The organism is Stenotrophomonas sp. STEN030 (genome assembly GCF_056759995.1).
Genome location: NZ_JBRREB010000073.1, coordinates 1 through 16,485 on the forward strand (window position 1 = coordinate 1; position 16,485 = coordinate 16,485).

General features: G+C 63.8%; 8 protein-coding genes. 7 read left to right on the forward strand and 1 reads right to left on the reverse strand.

The annotated features are described in order from the left end of the window. Positions 1-265: 265 nt before the first annotated feature. Complete coding sequence (locus ACVOLR_RS18470; RefSeq protein ID WP_481537729.1) at positions 266-1,489, reverse strand: citrate/2-methylcitrate synthase; 1,224 nt, start codon at positions 1,487-1,489, stop codon at positions 266-268. Positions 1,490-1,611: 122 nt separating this feature from the next. Here ACVOLR_RS18470 and prpB point away from each other — a divergent pair, with 122 nt between their 5' ends. From prpB to pbpC, 7 genes are all read left to right on the forward strand, one after another. After that, entirely contained in the window at positions 1,612-2,496 is an 885-nt protein-coding gene (prpB, locus tag ACVOLR_RS18475; protein WP_282265849.1) for a methylisocitrate lyase, read from the forward strand. A gap of 90 nt (positions 2,497-2,586) precedes the next feature. Beyond that, positions 2,587-3,744, forward strand: a complete 1,158-nt coding sequence (prpC, locus tag ACVOLR_RS18480) for a bifunctional 2-methylcitrate synthase/citrate synthase (RefSeq protein WP_481537730.1) — start codon at positions 2,587-2,589, stop codon at positions 3,742-3,744. A gap of 324 nt (positions 3,745-4,068) precedes the next feature. Beyond that, positions 4,069-6,684: a Fe/S-dependent 2-methylisocitrate dehydratase AcnD gene (gene acnD, locus ACVOLR_RS18485; protein WP_481537731.1), complete on the forward strand. Its 2,616-nt coding sequence runs from the start codon at positions 4,069-4,071 to the stop codon at positions 6,682-6,684. A 133-nt stretch (positions 6,685-6,817) separates the two neighbouring features. Continuing rightward, positions 6,818-7,552 (forward strand): hypothetical protein, encoded by a 735-nt coding sequence (locus tag ACVOLR_RS18490; protein ID WP_481537732.1) that lies wholly within the window; start codon positions 6,818-6,820, stop codon positions 7,550-7,552. Then, a complete protein-coding gene (gene prpF, locus ACVOLR_RS18495) occupies positions 7,549-8,742 on the forward strand; it encodes a 2-methylaconitate cis-trans isomerase PrpF (RefSeq protein ID WP_481537733.1) in 1,194 nt (397 codons plus the stop codon). Before ACVOLR_RS18490 ends, prpF begins: the two co-directional genes overlap by 4 nt. 208 nt (positions 8,743-8,950) lie before the next feature. Beyond that, positions 8,951-13,870 (forward strand): alpha-2-macroglobulin family protein, encoded by a 4,920-nt coding sequence (locus ACVOLR_RS18500; protein WP_481537734.1) that lies wholly within the window; start codon positions 8,951-8,953, stop codon positions 13,868-13,870. 75 nt (positions 13,871-13,945) lie between these two features. After that, the gene (gene pbpC, locus ACVOLR_RS18505; protein ID WP_481537735.1) at positions 13,946-16,372 is read left to right on the forward strand and encodes a penicillin-binding protein 1C; all 2,427 of its coding nucleotides are present in this window, start codon (positions 13,946-13,948) and stop codon (positions 16,370-16,372) included. The last annotated feature ends 113 nt before the right edge of the window (positions 16,373-16,485 follow it).

A 16,485-nucleotide genomic window follows, 5' to 3' on the forward strand; every position in this document is an offset into this window, starting at 1 on the left:
GGCTAGGATTTTTGTATTAGAGACAGCGCTATACCGGGCTTGCGCCGAGAGGCTGACACTGAGGTTGTAGGAGCGGCGTAAGCCGCGAAGCCATCAACAGCCAAACCGCCGATCAATCCGCAATCACGATGCATCTGCCGACTGTGGGAGCGGCGTAAGCTGCGAAGCCGGTAAACGCTGGTCGTCGATAATGTCTGCTTGCAAGCTGCTCCATAGCTCAGTTGGCCTTGGCTTCGCGGCTTACGCCGCTCCTACAACCTCAGTGTCAGCCTCTCGGCGCAAGCCCGGTATAGCGCGCACGCGGTCGTATCAAGGTGCCAAGTGCCTGCTGCTCCAACGCATGCGCCAACCATCCGGTAAGTCGTGCAGTGGCGAACATCACCAGCGCATGTGCGCCCGGCAGTTCATGGACATAACAGATAGCCCCCAGCATCCCATCAATATTCGGCCGCTGCCCGCTGACTTCTTCGGTGGCAGCCAGAACCGCTTCCACGTGGCGCATGCGCGGCAGATCACCGCTTAGCTCACGTAGCTGGCGCAGCACCTCGGCACCGCGCGGATCACCGTCGGGATACAGCAGATGATTGAAGCCCGGCAGCTCATCGCCGCGTCGCCAACGCTCGGCGATGAAGGTGGCAGGCGCCCCACTGGCTTCTGCATCCACCAGCAAGGCATGCGCACGAGCGGTCGCACCGCCGTGGCGCGGACCGGACAGGGCCGCCAATCCAGCACTCACCGTGGCATGTAGATGCGCGCCGGTAGAGGCAACCACGCGCGCTGCAAATGCGGAAACATTCAATTCGTGATCGGCGCACAACACCAGCGCCGAGCGCACCAGCTCAGCGAAGGCTGCATCGCCAGGCATCCACGCATCGGCCAGCAGGCGATGTACTGGTCGCGCATCGGGCTCGGTGCCAACCAGCAGGGCAGCGTTCTGACGCAACAGCATCGCAGCAACCTCACGGCGTACAAAGGCGGCGGCGTTGAGCGATTGGCGCTGCTCCAAGGCCAGTAGCGGGATGCAGGCCATCGCACGCTCGACCGGCGGCAGGCTGGTATCCAATGCCAGGCTGGCGATGCGCGGCGGCCACGAGGGCAGGGCGGTTGCCGCGAACGGATCCTGCTCTTCGCATTCCCAGAGCAGGCGCGCGATGTCTTCCAGCGTGGCACCGGCTTGTGCTGCCGCTACAGCTGAGCGGCCGCGGTAGTAAGGAGCATCGGGACGGATCAGCGAGATGCGGGTTTCCAACACCGGCAGGCCACGATCAAGGCTCTGCGCAGCTCCCCGTTCGGCGCCACGGCCGGCCTGCTTGCGCTGGGCCAGGCGTTCCACTTCAGCCCGCAGGTACACCCGGCTGCGCGCAGATGTGCCCGGACGTGAAGTGAGCTGGCCGCGGCTGACGTAGGCGTAAAGCGTGGCGGCGCTGATGCCGAGCAGGGCGCAGGCTTCGTTGGCGGGGATCAGTTCGGGATCGAGGCTGTCGGACATGGCGTATTTAATAGGTTGATTTATTGAATCAAGATTGATCAATGCATCTGATGGTGACAGATTAACCGTCACAGCGGAATGGCATGCTCGCCACCGCCCAGCCACAAGCCAGGAGCCATCCCATGAGTCGTTCTTCCGCCGGCGCTGCATTCCGCGCCGCACTGGCCGCCGAATCCCCCTTGCAGGTGGTGGGCGCGATCAATGCCAATCACGCCCTGCTGGCCAAACGCGCCGGTTACCGCGCCATCTACCTGTCCGGCGGCGGCGTTGCCGCTGGCTCGCTGGGGCTGCCGGACCTGGGCATCAACACCATGGAAGACGTGCTGATCGACGTGCGCCGCATCAGCGATGTCTGCGATCTGCCGCTGATGGTCGATATCGACACCGGTTTCGGCCCGAGCGCGTTCAATATCGCGCGCACGGTGAAGTCGCTGATCAAGGCCGGCGCCGCTGCCTGCCATATCGAGGACCAGGTTGGCGCAAAGCGTTGTGGTCACCGCCCGGGCAAGGAGATCGTGTCGCAGGGTGAAATGGTTGATCGGGTGAAGGCTGCAGCGGATGCCAAGACCGATCCGGATTTCTTCCTGATCGCCCGCACCGACGCCATCCAGATGGAAGGCGTGGACGCCGCCATCGAGCGCGCGCTGGCCTGCGTGGAAGCCGGCGCCGACGGCATCTTTGCCGAGGCCGCCTACGACCTGGAAACCTATAAGCGCTTCGCCGATGCGGTGAAGGTGCCGCTGCTGGCCAACATCACTGAATTTGGCGCCACCCCGCTGTTCAGCCGTGATGAACTGGCCTCGGCCGGCGTGGCGATGCAGCTGTTCCCGCTGTCGGCGTTCCGCGCGGCCAACAAGGCCGCCGAGAACGTGTACGAAGCCATTCGCCGTGACGGCCACCAGCGTAATGTGGTGGACAGCATGCAGACCCGTGAGGAGCTGTATGACCGCATCGGTTACCACGAATTCGAACGCAGCCTGGACAAGACGTTTGCTGCGAAGAAGTAACGGGGCTGCAGCAGCCGGCCCTCACCCCCAGCCCCACTCCCGCAAGCGGGAGAGGGGAGCTAAATCCCGCATCTGATCGAGGTTCACACCATGTCTGAATCCACCGCAGCACCGGCATTCAAGCCGAAGAAGTCCGTCGCCCTGTCCGGCACCGCTGCCGGCAACACCGCCCTGTGTACCGTTGGCCGCAGCGGCAACGATCTGCACTACCGCGGCTACGACATCCTGGACCTGGCCAACACCAGTGAATTCGAGGAAATCGCTCACCTGCTGGTGCACGGCAAGCTGCCCAACAAGGCCGAGCTGCGCGCCTACAAGGCCAAGCTGAAGGCGCTGCGTGGCATCCCGGCATCGGTGAAGGCCGCGCTGGAAGAGCTGCCGCCGTCGGCGCATCCGATGGACGTGATGCGCACCGGCGTTTCCGTGCTCGGCTGCGTGTCGCCGGAGAAGGACGACCACAACCACCCGGGCGCGCGCGACATCGCCGACAAGCTGATGGCCTGCCTGGGTTCGATGCTGCTGTACTGGTACCACTGGAGCCACAACGGCAAGGTCATCGACGTGGAGACCGACGATGATTCGATCGGCGGCCACTTCCTGCACTTGCTGCACGGCGAGCAGCCGCGCGAGTCCTGGGTCAAGGCGATGCATACCAGCCTGATCCTGTACGCAGAGCACGAATTCAACGCCTCGACCTTCGCCTGCCGCGTCATCGCCGGCACTGGCAGCGACATGTACAGTGCCATCACCGGCGGTATCGGCGCGCTGCGCGGTCCGAAGCACGGCGGTGCCAATGAAGTCGCCTTCGAAGTGCAGAAGCGTTACGAAACGCCGGACGAAGCAGAGGCTGACATCAAGGCCCGCGTCGAGCGCAAGGAAGTGGTGATTGGTTTCGGCCACCCGGTCTACACCGTCTCCGATCCGCGCAACAAGGTGATCAAGGACGTCTCGCGCGAGCTGTCGGCCGAGCAGGAAAACCTGAAGATGTACGACATCGCCGAGCGTCTTGAGTCGGTGATGTGGGACATCAAGAAGATGTTCCCGAACCTGGATTGGTTCAGCGCCGTCAGCTACCACATGATGGGTGTGCCGACCGCGATGTTCACTCCCCTGTTCGTGATCGCACGTACCGCAGGTTGGAGTGCGCACATCATCGAGCAGCGCATCGACGGCAAGATCATCCGCCCGAGTGCGAATTACACCGGGCCGGAAGATCAGACCTTCGTGCCGTTGGACAAGCGCGTTTAAGACGACTGCACCATCTTCGCCACAAGCGAGATAAAGCCCCTCCCCCCGCCTGCGGGAGAGGGGTTGGGGTGAGGGGAGGCTTCTAGCACGTGGAGCAGCTTTTCGCTCTTGGAAAAAACCAAAGCCAAAAAGCCAAAGCCAAAGCCAAAGCCAAAGCCGAAGCCGAAGCCGGAGCTCCCCCCATCCGCCCTTCGGGCACCTTCCCCCGCAGGCGGGAGAAGGGAGCCGCCAGATTCCAGGTGTTGCTGTGGGATTGCTGCAATTGCATGCATCCGCGAGCAATCCACCCCAACACCAGCAAGCCCAGACCCTCACAGGCCAGCCATGAATACCGATTACCGCAAACACCTCGCAGGCAGCACGCTCGACTATTTCGACGCACGCGCCGCAGTCGATGCCATCCAGCCCGGCGCCTACGCCTCGCTGCCGTACACCTCGCGCGTGCTGGCCGAAAACCTCGTGCGTCGCTGTAACCCGTCCACGCTCACCGATTCGCTCACGCAGCTGATCGAGCGCAAGCGCGACCTCGATTTCCCCTGGTTCCCTGCACGCGTGGTCTGCCACGACATCCTCGGCCAGACTGCTTTGGTTGATCTGGCTGGCCTGCGTGATGCGATCGCCGACAAGGGCGGCGATCCGGCCAAGGTCAACCCGGTGGTGCCGGTGCAGCTGATCGTCGATCACTCGTTGGCAGTGGAGTGTGGCGGCTACGATCCGGACGCGTTCAGCAAGAATCGCGCTATCGAGGATCGCCGCAACGAAGATCGCTTCCATTTCATCGACTGGACCAAACTGGCCTTCGAGAACGTCGATGTGATCCCGCCGGGGAACGGCATCATGCACCAGATCAATCTGGAGAAGATGTCGCCGGTGATCTACCAGCAGGGCGGGGTGGCCTTCCCGGATACCTGCGTCGGCACCGACAGCCACACCCCGCACGTGGATGCGCTGGGTGTCATCGCCATTGGTGTCGGCGGTCTGGAAGCCGAGAACGTGATGCTGGGCCGCGCTTCGTGGATGCGCCTGCCCGACATCATCGGCGTCAAGCTCACCGGCAAGCCGCAGCCGAACATCACCGCCACCGACGTGGTGCTGGCGATCACCGAGTTCCTGCGCAAGGAACGCGTAGTCGGCGCTTACCTTGAGTTCTTCGGCGAAGGCGCTGCTGCACTGACCATCGGTGACCGCGCCACCATCTCCAATATGTGCCCCGAGTACGGTGCGACCGCGGCGATGTTCTACATCGACCAGCAGACCATCGATTACCTGCGCCTCACCGGCCGCGAGGAAGCACAGATCGCGTTGGTCGAGAACTACGCCAAGACCACCGGTCTGTGGGCCGACGCACTGGAAACCGCGCAGTACGAACGTGTATTGGAATTCGATCTGTCCAGCGTGGTGCGCAACATGGCCGGCCCCAGTAACCCGCACAAGCGTCTGCCGGTGTCGGACCTTGCCGAGCGCGGCATCGCTGACGAAGCCAAGCTGCTCAGTGGCAAGGGCGAGGAAGCCGAAGGCCTGATGCCGGATGGCGCGGTGATCATCGCCGCCATCACCAGCTGCACCAATACCTCCAACCCGCGCAACGTGATTGCTGCCGCGCTGCTGGCACGCAACGCCAACGCGCGTGGCTTGACCCGCAAGCCGTGGGTGAAGTCATCGCTGGCACCGGGCTCCAAGGCCGTGCAGCTGTATCTGGAAGAAGCCGGCCTGCTGCCGGACCTGGAGAAGCTGGGCTTCGGCATCGTCGCTTTCGCCTGCACCACCTGTAATGGCATGAGCGGCGCACTCGACCCGAAGATCCAGCAGGAAATCATCGATCGCGATCTGTACTCGACCGCGGTGTTGTCGGGCAACCGCAACTTCGACGGCCGCATCCATCCGTATGCCAAGCAGGCCTTCCTCGCTTCGCCGCCGCTGGTGATCGCCTATGCCATCGCTGGCACCGTGCGCTTCGACATCGAGAAAGATGTGCTGGGCGTGGATGCCGAAGGCAAGGAAGTGCGCCTGAAGGACATCTGGCCGAGCGACGCCGAGATTGATGCGGTGGTGAAGGCTTCGGTGAAACCGGAGCAGTTCCGCAAGGTCTACAACCCGATGTTCAACGTGCGCGTTGAGCACGGCGAGAAGGTCAGCCCGTTGTACAACTGGCGCCCGCAGAGCACCTATATCCGCCGCCCGCCATATTGGGAGGGCGCATTGGCCGGTGAGCGCACGCTGCGCGGCATGCTGCCGCTGGCTGTATTGCCGGACAACATCACCACCGACCACCTGTCGCCGTCCAACGCCATCCTGCTGTCCAGCGCCGCCGGTGAATACCTGGCCAAGATGGGCCTGCCGGAAGAGGACTTCAATTCCTACGCCACTCACCGCGGCGACCACCTCACCGCGCAGCGCGCCACCTTCGCCAATCCCAAGCTGTTCAACGAGATGGTGCGCAATGACGACGGCAGCGTGAAGCAGGGTTCGTTGGCGCGGGTGGAGCCGGAAGGCAAGGTCATGCGCATGTGGGAAGCAATCGAGACCTACATGGAGCGCAAGCAGCCGCTGATCATCATTGCCGGTGCCGACTACGGCCAGGGCAGCTCGCGTGACTGGGCGGCCAAGGGCGTTCGCCTGGCTGGTGTTGAAGCCATTGCCGCTGAAGGCTTCGAGCGGATTCACCGTACCAACCTGATCGGCATGGGCGTGCTGCCGCTGGAATTCAAGCCGGGCACCAACCGCAACACGTTGGGCATCGACGGCACCGAGAGCTATGACGTAATCGGCCTGCGCACCCCGCGTACCGATCTGACCCTGGTCATCACCCGTCGCAACGGTGAAGTGCTGAAGGTGCCGATGACCTGCCGTCTGGACTCGGATGAGGAAGTTGCGATCTACGAGGCCGGCGGTGTGTTGCAGCGCTTCGCGCAGGACTTCCTGGAAGGCTCTGTTGTCTGAGCTTTGCCGTGATTGCTCAAGCTCCCTTCCACTTTTGGTGGGGAGCCACGCGCCGGACTCGCATTGTGAGGATATGTTCGCCGCTCGCAGCGGGATGCATATGACCGAGGTTTGAACGCATGGATAGGCTGCAATGAGCTTCTATACGGTCGCCGGTGCCGTCAATACAGGTTTCATCCTTCTCAGTCTGCTCGGAGTAGCGTCGCAGCTGCGCCTGGTACAGCGCCGGCGCAAGCGTGATGCTGCCGCCGATACCGCGACGGCGGTGTTGTCGCTCAACCAATTCACCGTCAGTTTCCTGGCCTATCTTTCGTTCTTCGTCTACGGCTACAGCATCACCCCATTCAATCATTTCATCGTTTGGCCGCGATTGCTGGCCTCCGTGTTGGTGTTGGTGATATTGATCGAGATCTGGCGTGATCGATGCAGTCGGGCGGCCACAGGTAGCTTGGTGGTGGCAGCGGTCATGTTGTTGTGCGCGTTGCTCGGCCTGCTATGGGGTGAACGTCACGTTGACGAAGGCAGGGTATTTGCCAGTGTCATGATCTTGTTGATCACGTTGCTGCTGGCACAGGGATACGCACATCAGATTCTGCTGATATGGCGTAGCGGCGATACCGGTGCGGTATCGTTGCGCATGAGCCAGCTGATCCTGTTGATGGATCTATCTACCATCGTTTTTGCATTCGCCATGGGGCTGCGATTGGGGTGGCCGCTATTGCTGCTGGCCGTGGTCAGTGGCATGACCAAGCTGGTCATCCTGTGGCTGTTCCGGTGGCAACACGGCCCGCAGGCCAGCGAGCGCCGGCAGCGAGCAGCGTCGCTTGCATCAATTGATTCTTCCACTTTTTCGAGAGTTCCGTCATGAGTCTCCTCCCGCAGATTCGCATTCCAGCCACCTATATGCGCGGCGGCACCTCCAAGGGCGTGTTTTTCCGCCTGGAAGACCTCCCGGCCAGCGCCCAACAGCCGGGTCCGGCACGTGATCACCTATTGCAGCGGGTGATCGGTTCGCCAGATCCGTATGCCAAGCACACCGATGGCATGGGCGGCGCCACCTCCAGCACCAGCAAGTGCGTGATCATCTCGCCCAGCAGCAAGCCTGATCACGATGTGGATTATCTATACGGGCAGGTGTCGATCGACACCGACTTCGTCGACTGGTCCGGCAACTGCGGCAACCTGTCCACCGGTGCTGGCGCGTTCGCGCTGCATGCGGGTTATGTCGATCCCGCACGCGTGCCTGGGAACGGCATCTGCGTGGTGCGTATCTGGCAGGCAAACATCAACAAGACCATCATCGCCCATGTGCCGGTCAGCAACGGTCAGGTGCAGGAAACCGGTGATTTTGAAACCGATGGCGTGACCTTCCCGGCCGCAGAGATCGTGCTGGAGTTCATTGACCCGGCCGATGAGGGCGAAGGCGAGGGCGGTGGTGCGATGTTCCCCACAGGCAACCTGATCGACGAACTCGATGTGCCAGGCGTGGGTACGCTGCAGGCGACGATGATCACCGCAGGCATTCCCACGGTCTTCATCAATGCGGCGGACATCGGCTATACAGGAGCCGAGCTGCAGCCCGCCATCAATGAGGACAAGGCAGCACTGGCAAAGCTTGAGGCGATCCGCGTTGCCGGCGCGCTGCGCATGGGTTTGATCAAGACGCCCGAAGAAGCACTCAAGCGCCAGCACACGCCCAAGGTCGCTTTCGTGGCACCGCCGCAGGGTTACCTGTCCAGCGGCAACAAACAGATCCACGCTGCCGACATCGACCTCAATGCCCGTGCCATGTCGATGGGCAAGCTGCACCACGCGATGATGGGCACCGCCTCGGTGGCCATCGCCACGGCAGCGGCAGTGCCGGGCACGCTGGTCAATCTTGCTGCCGGCGGCGGCCAGCATGATGCGGTGCGCTTCGGCCATCCGTCCGGCACGCTGCGCGTTGGTGCGGCGGTCGCATTGGTCGATGGCCAGTGGACCGTCACCAAAGCGGTGATGAGTCGCAGTGCCCGCATCCTGATGGAAGGTTGGGTGCGTGTGCCGGGTGATGCATTCTGAGTTTCCTCGTCTTACCGGTACAAACGGTAAAAACTGTGAGGGCCGCTGAGATCAGCGGCCCTTTTCTTTTCGCGGTATTGGAAACTCGAAGGGAGCAGGTAGCGCACAGCGGACCACCTTCCAGACAAATCGTCTGCCAAAGGGCGCATCGCTACACAAGCCCTTACACACCGGCTGGTTATACTCGGGCGATCTGCGGGAGGACGCCATGGGTAACAGGATGTTGAAGCGTATTCGTTGGGCTGCGGCCGCCTTGGTGGCGCTGGCCTTGGTTGCAGGATGCAGCAGGAACGAAACCGGGCAGTTGCCCGGGGCCAGTGGTGAGGCGATCCAGACCAAGCAGGAAGAGGTCAAGGGCTTCGCCATGCTGCGCGCCTACCCGGACCAGAAGAGCGGCGACGGCCTTGCGCTGGCGGTGGAGTTCTCGCGCCCGCTGGTCGGTACCCAGGATTTCGACAAGCTGCTGCGCTTCGAGGAGAAGGTCGGCAACGAGGACAGCAGCTGGTCGCTGTCTGACGACGGCAAGACCCTGCGCTATCCCTATGTGGAGGCAGCCAAGGAATACACGCTGATCATCTCCGCCGACCTGCTGGCCGCTGATGGCAACCGGCTGGGCACGGAAGTGAAACAGAAGGTCTTCACCGGCGAGCTGGATCCTGCGGTGGGCTTTGCCTCGCAGGGCAGCGTGCTGCCGGCCCGCGAAAGCCGCGGCCTGCCGGTGGTGTCGGTGAACGTGGCCGAGGTGGATGTTGAGTTCCTGCGCGTGCGCGAAAAGGACCTGCCCACTTTCTTCAGCCAGTACCAGCGCGGCGGCCGTCGTGGCAGCTGGGAGCTGGACAGCGAGTACAGCGACAGGACCCCGCTCAATAAGCTGGCCGAGCCGGTCTACGTCAACCGCTTCATCCTTGGCGGCAAGCAGAACGAGCGGGTGCTGACCTACCTGCCGATCCAGGACGTGAAGGAGCTGCAGCAGCCCGGCCTGTACTTCGCGGTGATGAAGCGCACCGGCAGTTTCGACAGCGAGTTCGATACTTCGTTCTTTACGGTCAGCGACATCGGCCTGCATACCCGCGCCTACAAGGACAAGCTGTTCGTTCATACCGCTTCGTTGGCCGACGGTTCGCCGGCCAAGAAGGTCGAGCTGAAGGTCATCGACGGCAAGGGTGAGGTCATCCTCAAGGGCCAGACTGACGGCAACGGCAACGCCTTGCTGAACTACACGCTGGACGCTGCCCATGTGCTGGTCGCCAGCAGCGGTAGCGACACCACCATGCTGCCGTTCAACCAGCCGGCGCTGGACCTGAGCGAGTTCGCCGTGGCCGGGCGCCAGAACGCCAACTTCGACGTGTTCGCCTGGTCCGGGCGTGATCTGTACCGCCCCGGCGAGACCGTTCGCATCTCTGCGCTGCTGCGTGACAACGACGGCAAGACCCTGGCCGGGCCGGCCACCGGCGGGCAGCCGGTATTCCTGCGGCTCAAGCAGCCGGATGGCAAGACTTTCCGTGAAACGCGCCTGCAGCCGGGCGAGCAGGGCTATTTCGCGTTCGAACAGACCATTCCGGTGGAGGCGCCGACCGGGCGTTGGACGGTGGAGTTCCGCACCGATCCGGCCAGCAAGGAAGCCGTGCAGGGTATGACCCTGCGCATCGAGGAGTTCCTGCCCGAGCGTATGAAGCTGGACCTGGACAGCGCGCAGAAGACGCTGAAGCCGGGCGAGGCACTGAAACTGCAGGCCGATGCGGCCTATCTGTATGGCGCGCCGGCAGACGGCAACCGTTTCACCGCGCGTCTGGCGGTGGCGGTGGAGCAGCACCCGGTCGAGTCGATGCCGGGCTGGTTCTTCGGCGACCCGACTGTGCAGCTGCCGCGCGAAGCCAATGACGTGATCGATACAACCCTGCCCAAGGACGGCAAGCTGCGCGAAGACGTCGCGTTGCCGGCCGAGGCGGGCAAGGCCACTACCGTCGCCGCGCTGCTGTCTGGCAGCGTTTATGAAACCGGTGGTCGCACCGTTACCCGCACCTTGAAGCGGGTGATGTGGCCGGCACCGGCCTTGGTTGCCGTGCGCCCCCTGTTCAACGACGCCGATGGCGCCGACGCCAACGCCAATGCACGCTTCGAGCTGATGCGGGTGGATGCCGACGGCAAGCCGCAGCCGGCCAAGGGTTTGAAGGTCACCTTGGTGCGAGAACTGCGCGACTACCACTGGACCTATACCGACAACCGTTGGGATTACGACTTCACCCGTCGCTTCGAGAACAAGGAAACCCGCACCGTCGATGCTGGCGCGACCTCGGCCCGGTTCGATTTCCCGGTCGAGTGGGGCGAGTACCGGGTGGACGTGTTCGACCCGGCCACCGGCCTGACCATGCGCTATCCGTTCCGCGCCGGTTGGAGCTGGAACGACGACAACCGTGGCCTCGATGCGCGCCCGGACAAGGTCAAACTGTCACTGGACAAGACCGGCTACCGCGCCGGTGACACCGTCAAGGTCACGCTGACCCCGCCGCATGCCGGCCGTGGCGTGTTGATGGTGGAAAGCGACCGCATGCTGTACGTGCAGGACATCGACGCCAAGCCGGGCAGCACCTTTGAAATCCCGGTCAGCAAGGACTGGGAGCGGCACGATGTCTACATCACCGCGCTGGTGTTCCGTGGTGGCAGCGCGCCGAGCAAGGTCACCCCGGCGCGTGCCGTCGGTGTGGTGCATGTGCCGATGGACCGCCGTGACCGCCGCGTTGCGGTCGGCCTGATCGCGCCCAAGCAGATGCGCCCGGAACAGCCGATGACGGTTACCGTCAGCGCGCCCGAGCTGGCTGGCAAGCCGGCGCACGTCACCGTCTCCGCGGTGGACGTGGGTATCCTCAACATCACCCGTTTCCCGGTGCCGGATGCACCTGGGCATTTCTTCGCGCAGCGTCGCCTCGGTGTGGATGCCTATGACATCTACGGCCGCGTCATCGAGAGCTTCGAGGGCAATAGCGGCAAGCTGAAGTTCGGCGGCGACATGGCCTTGGCGGCCTTGCCGCAGGCCAAGCGGCCGACCGCACGCGTGCAGACCGTGGACCTGTTCTCCGGCCCGGTTGCGCTGGATGCCAAGGGCAATGCGCGGGTGCAGCTGCAGGTGCCGGATTTCAACGGCACCCTGCGCGTGTCGACCATGGTTTACTCCGCTGACCGCTACGGCAACCGCGATGTGGAAACGCTGGTGCGTGCGCCGATCCTGGCCGAAGCCAGCATGCCGCGGGTGATGGCGCCGGGCGACCGCAGCACCATTACCCTGGATGTGCAGAACTTCACCGGCAAACCCGGCGAGTTCAACGTGCGCGTGGATGGCGAAGGTCCGCTTGGGATCGCCGAGTCGACCCGGACGGTGCAACTGGCTGGTGACGCCAAGAGCACGCTGAGCTTCCCGTTGACCGCGCAGGAAGGCTATAGCGTGGCCAAGGTGCGGGTACGAGTGGACGGCAATGGCTTCAAGGTGGACCGCCGCTACGACCTGCCGGTTCGAGCAGCGTGGCCGTCAGTACTGCGCTCGCAGACCCGCACATTGGATCCGCTGGCGCCGATCACCTTGGACAGCAGCTTCGCCAATGGCTTGATGAGCGGTTCGGTCAATGCGCGCATGCTGGTCAGCGCCTTGCCGCCGATCCCGTTTGCCTCGGCCCTGCAGGGCGCCTTGAACTACCCCTACGGCTGCGCCGAGCAGACCACCAGCAAGGGCTATGCAGCGCTGATGCTGGATGAGGCGACCTCGGCCATGCTCGGTGCCGATGGTCTGGACGCCAAGGTGCGTCGTGAGCGTATGGAAGGCGCGTTCGGCCGCTTGGCCTCGATGCAGGTATCCAACGGCAACTTCTCGATGTGGGGCGATGACGACTACATCAATCCGGCACTGACGCCGTATGTCGCTGAGTTCCTGCTCGACGCCAAGGATGCAGGCTTCGCGGTGCCTGAGAATGTGCTGCAGAAGGCCTTGAACCGGATCAGCGAAGACCTGCTCAGCGGCGGCAACCAGTTCTATGGCAGTGATCGCCGTGATGGGCTGAAATTCGCCAACCAGGCCTATTCCGGCTATGTACTGGCGCGCGTCAACCGCGCACCGTTGGGTACGCTGCGCACGCTGTGGGACAACGAGCGCAGCAAGGCGGTGACCGGCTTGTCGCTGGTGCATCTGGGCGCGGCCCTGGCGATCCAGGGTGACAGCAAGCGCGGTCAGGCGGCGATTGCCGCGGGCTTCGCCAAGTCCAGCGCCGACCGTCCGGAATACTTCGGCGACTACGGCACCCGCCTGCGCGACGAGGCTTTGATGATCGCGTTGCTGCACGAGCGCGGTCTGTCCAAGCCGGAATACGACGCGCGCGTGATCGATCTGGGACGCACTCTGGATGTGCGCCGCGGCAATGGCCTGATGTGGCTGAGCACGCAGGAGCAGGTGGCGTTGGCACGGCTGGGCAAGGCCTTGATGGCCAACCAGAAGAAGCTGGTCTCCGGTGAGCTGGCGGTGGGCGACAAGGTCGAGAGCATCAGTGCACGCAAGGCCTTTGGTCGCGTGTTCGACACGGTGCAGCTGGCACAGGGCGTGCGGTTCTCGCCGCAGGGCGAGGCGCCGATGTTCGCCAGCCTCGACGTTGCCGGCATTCCGCGCCAGCCGCCGGCACCGGACAACAGCGTGATCGGCATCGAGCGTTCCTGGTTCGGCACCGATGGCAAACCGTGGACGCCGCGTCCGTTGAAGGAAGGTGAGGCTTTGATCGTGCGGCTCAGCGTCACCTCCAACTCGAACATGCCCGATGCCTTGCTGACCGACCTGCTGCCGGCCGGTCTGGAAATCGAGAACTTCAATCTTGGCGACGCCAAGCAGTGGGCCGACGTGGTGGTGGGTGAGGTCAAGGTCAGCGACCGCTCCAGCGCCGCCGACGTCAAGCACGAGGAGTTCCGTGACGACCGCTACGTGGCCGCCTTGAAGCTGTCGCGTGGCAGCACCGCGCACGTGTTCTATCTGGTGCGTGCGGTCACTCCGGGCACGTACATGGTGCCGCCACCGTTGGCCGAGGATATGTACCGTCCCGACATGCGTGGCGTGGGCCGTTCCAGCCCGAGCACCATCACGGTGGTGCAGCCTTGAGGGCCAGGAGTGAGTGAGGAGGAGTGATAAGCGAGAGAGGGCGAGCACTGAGAGCGTGCGGTGGGTAGCAGTACGATGCGAAAACCAGAAACCGTCATTCCCGCGAAGGCGGGAATCGCTCCTGCTCTTGCGGCTGGGAGAAGTGATGGCATTGGAAGGCTGAAACGCCTGCTCAGTTCTCGCCGCCTGCGCTGGGCAGTTGCGGCCCTGCTGACGTTGCTGCTGGTGCTGGATCAGTCATTCCCGTTGCCACTGCCGAAGTCGCGCGATACCAGCACCTTGGTGGTCGCGCGTGACGGCACTCCGCTGCGCGCCTTCGCCGATGCCGAGGGTGTGTGGCGTTACCCGGCCGATGCAAAGACCATTTCGCCCTTGTACCTGCAGGCCCTGCTGACCTACGAGGACCGCTGGTTCTGGCGGCACCCGGGCATCAACCCGTGGGCGCTGGCACGCGCTGGCAAGCAGATGCTACTGGAGCGGCGCATCGTCTCCGGCGGCTCGACCCTGACCATGCAGGTTGCGCGCATCCTCGACCCGCATACGCGCACGCCGTGGGGCAAGCTCAAACAGCTGCTGCGCGCGCTGCAGTTGGAAGTCCATCTGAGCAAGGCGCAGATCCTCGATCTGTATCTGGAACGCGCGCCCTACGGTGGCACCATTGAAGGTGTGGAAGCTGCCAGCTGGGCCTATCTGGGCAAGTCGGCCACGCGCCTGTCGCAGGCCGAAGCTGCGTTGTTGGCGGTGCTGCCGCAGTCACCCAGCCGGCTGCGCCCTGATCGCCATCCCGAGGCCGCACAGCGCGCCCGCGACAAGGTGCTGGCGCGCATGGCCGAGCTCAATGTGTGGTCGGCCGACGACGTGGCCGACGCGCGCATCGAGCCGGTGGTGGCGCGTTCCCTGCAGCAGCCCCTGCATGCCGCCTTGCTCGCGCAACGCATGCGCAGCACCTATCCTCGCGTACCGCAGATCGAGACCACCATCGACAGCGGCTTGCAGCGCACGCTGGAAGAGCGCGTTTCCTCGTATTTCTCACAACTGCCGGAGCGCACCTCGGCCGCGCTGCTGGTGATGGACAACAGCACGCTGGAGGCGCGTGCCTATGTCGGCTCGGTCACCTTCGCCGACAAGGCCCGACTCGGCCATGTGGACATGGTGCAGGCGTGGCGCTCGCCGGGTTCAACGCTCAAGCCGTTCCTGTATGGCATGGCGCTGGACGATGGCCTGATCCATTCGGAGAGCCTGATCGTCGATGCGCCGCAGAGCTTCGGTGGTTATCGGCCGGGCAATTTCGATGCGGCATTCAACGGCCCGGTTGGCGCGGCAACGGCACTACGGCTGTCCTTGAATGTGCCCTCGGTGGATCTGCTGGATAGAGTTGGGCCATCGCGATTTGCGGCTAGGCTTGGCAATGCCGGCATCAATCTGCGTTTTCCGCGCGGCACCCAGCCGAGCCTTGCGCTGATTCTTGGCGGAACCGGTGCACGTCTGGAGGATCTGGTTGGTGCATTCTCCGCGCTCAACCGTGAGGGCATCGCCGGTCGCGTGCGCTACACGCCGAAAGACCCGCGCATCGAGCGCCGTCTTGTCTCACCTGGTGCGGCTTGGATCGTGCGCGATGTGCTCGAATCCAATCCGCGTCCCGGTTATGGAGTAGGTACGTTCGATACCGGCAACCGCCCGCGCGTTGCATGGAAGACCGGCACCAGCTACGGCTACCGCGACGCCTGGGCAATCGGCAGCACCCGCTCCTACACCGTTGGTGTCTGGGTCGGTCGTCCGGATGGCACGCCGTTGCCGGGCCAGTACGGCGCGGTGACTGCTTTGCCGCTGATGTTCGAGGTTATCGACAGCCTGCCGCGACAGGCCGGTGACAACGCGGTACGTGCACGCCCGGACAGCGTCAGCGAAGTCGAGATCTGCTGGCCATTGGGGATTGCTGCCGAGCAGACGCCACCGGCCATGTGCCAGCGGCGTTTCCCTGCATGGGTGCTGGATGGAGTGGTGCCGCCAAGTTTCCCGGAGCGCGAAGCACGGCTATGGCAATCCGGGCGCATGCGTTTCCAGGTAGATGCGAAAACCGGCCAGCGCTTGTCGCCAGGTTGCGAGGGCCATCCGCAGGTTGAGGATCGCGAGATAGCACGTTGGCCAGCACTGGCTTCGCCGTGGCTGACGGTAGCGCAACGGCAGGCGCAGAGCCTGCCGCCATTGGCTGCCGATTGCGCAGACGACGGCCGGCAATCGGACGGTGTGCTGCATATCGAAGGCTTGAATGATCTGGCCACGCTGGCGCGACCGCCCGGCGCGCAGCACGGCCCGCGCCTGCAGCTGCGCGCGCTAGGCAGTGAAGCAACGATCGAGTGGCTGCTGGATGGCCGCTGGATTGCACAGACCCAAGGCACCCGCACCTTCATCCGCGACTTCAATGATGCAGGCGAACATACCCTGACCGCGTTGGCATCCGACGGTACATGGACACGCGTCCGCTTCCGCGTAGTGAACTGAACAGCGCAATGTAGTGGCCCGCCCCCCAAAGCGAAGGGCGCACCCCGAAAAACCCCCAACCCCAGGGCGCCGGGCGCGCCCCAGCGCCCGGTGCGCGGGCGGGGGTCGGACGA

Coding starts and splice junctions, on each gene's coding strand:
- ACVOLR_RS18470 (WP_481537729.1), bottom strand. CDS start 1,489: ATGTCCGACAGCCTCGATCCCGAACTGATCCCCGCCAACGAAGCCTGC.
- prpB (WP_282265849.1), top strand. CDS start 1,612: ATGAGTCGTTCTTCCGCCGGCGCTGCATTCCGCGCCGCACTGGCCGCC.
- prpC (WP_481537730.1), top strand. CDS start 2,587: ATGTCTGAATCCACCGCAGCACCGGCATTCAAGCCGAAGAAGTCCGTC.
- acnD (WP_481537731.1), top strand. CDS start 4,069: ATGAATACCGATTACCGCAAACACCTCGCAGGCAGCACGCTCGACTAT.
- ACVOLR_RS18490 (WP_481537732.1), top strand. CDS start 6,818: ATGAGCTTCTATACGGTCGCCGGTGCCGTCAATACAGGTTTCATCCTT.
- prpF (WP_481537733.1), top strand. CDS start 7,549: ATGAGTCTCCTCCCGCAGATTCGCATTCCAGCCACCTATATGCGCGGC.
- ACVOLR_RS18500 (WP_481537734.1), top strand. CDS start 8,951: ATGGGTAACAGGATGTTGAAGCGTATTCGTTGGGCTGCGGCCGCCTTG.
- pbpC (WP_481537735.1), top strand. CDS start 13,946: ATGCGAAAACCAGAAACCGTCATTCCCGCGAAGGCGGGAATCGCTCCT.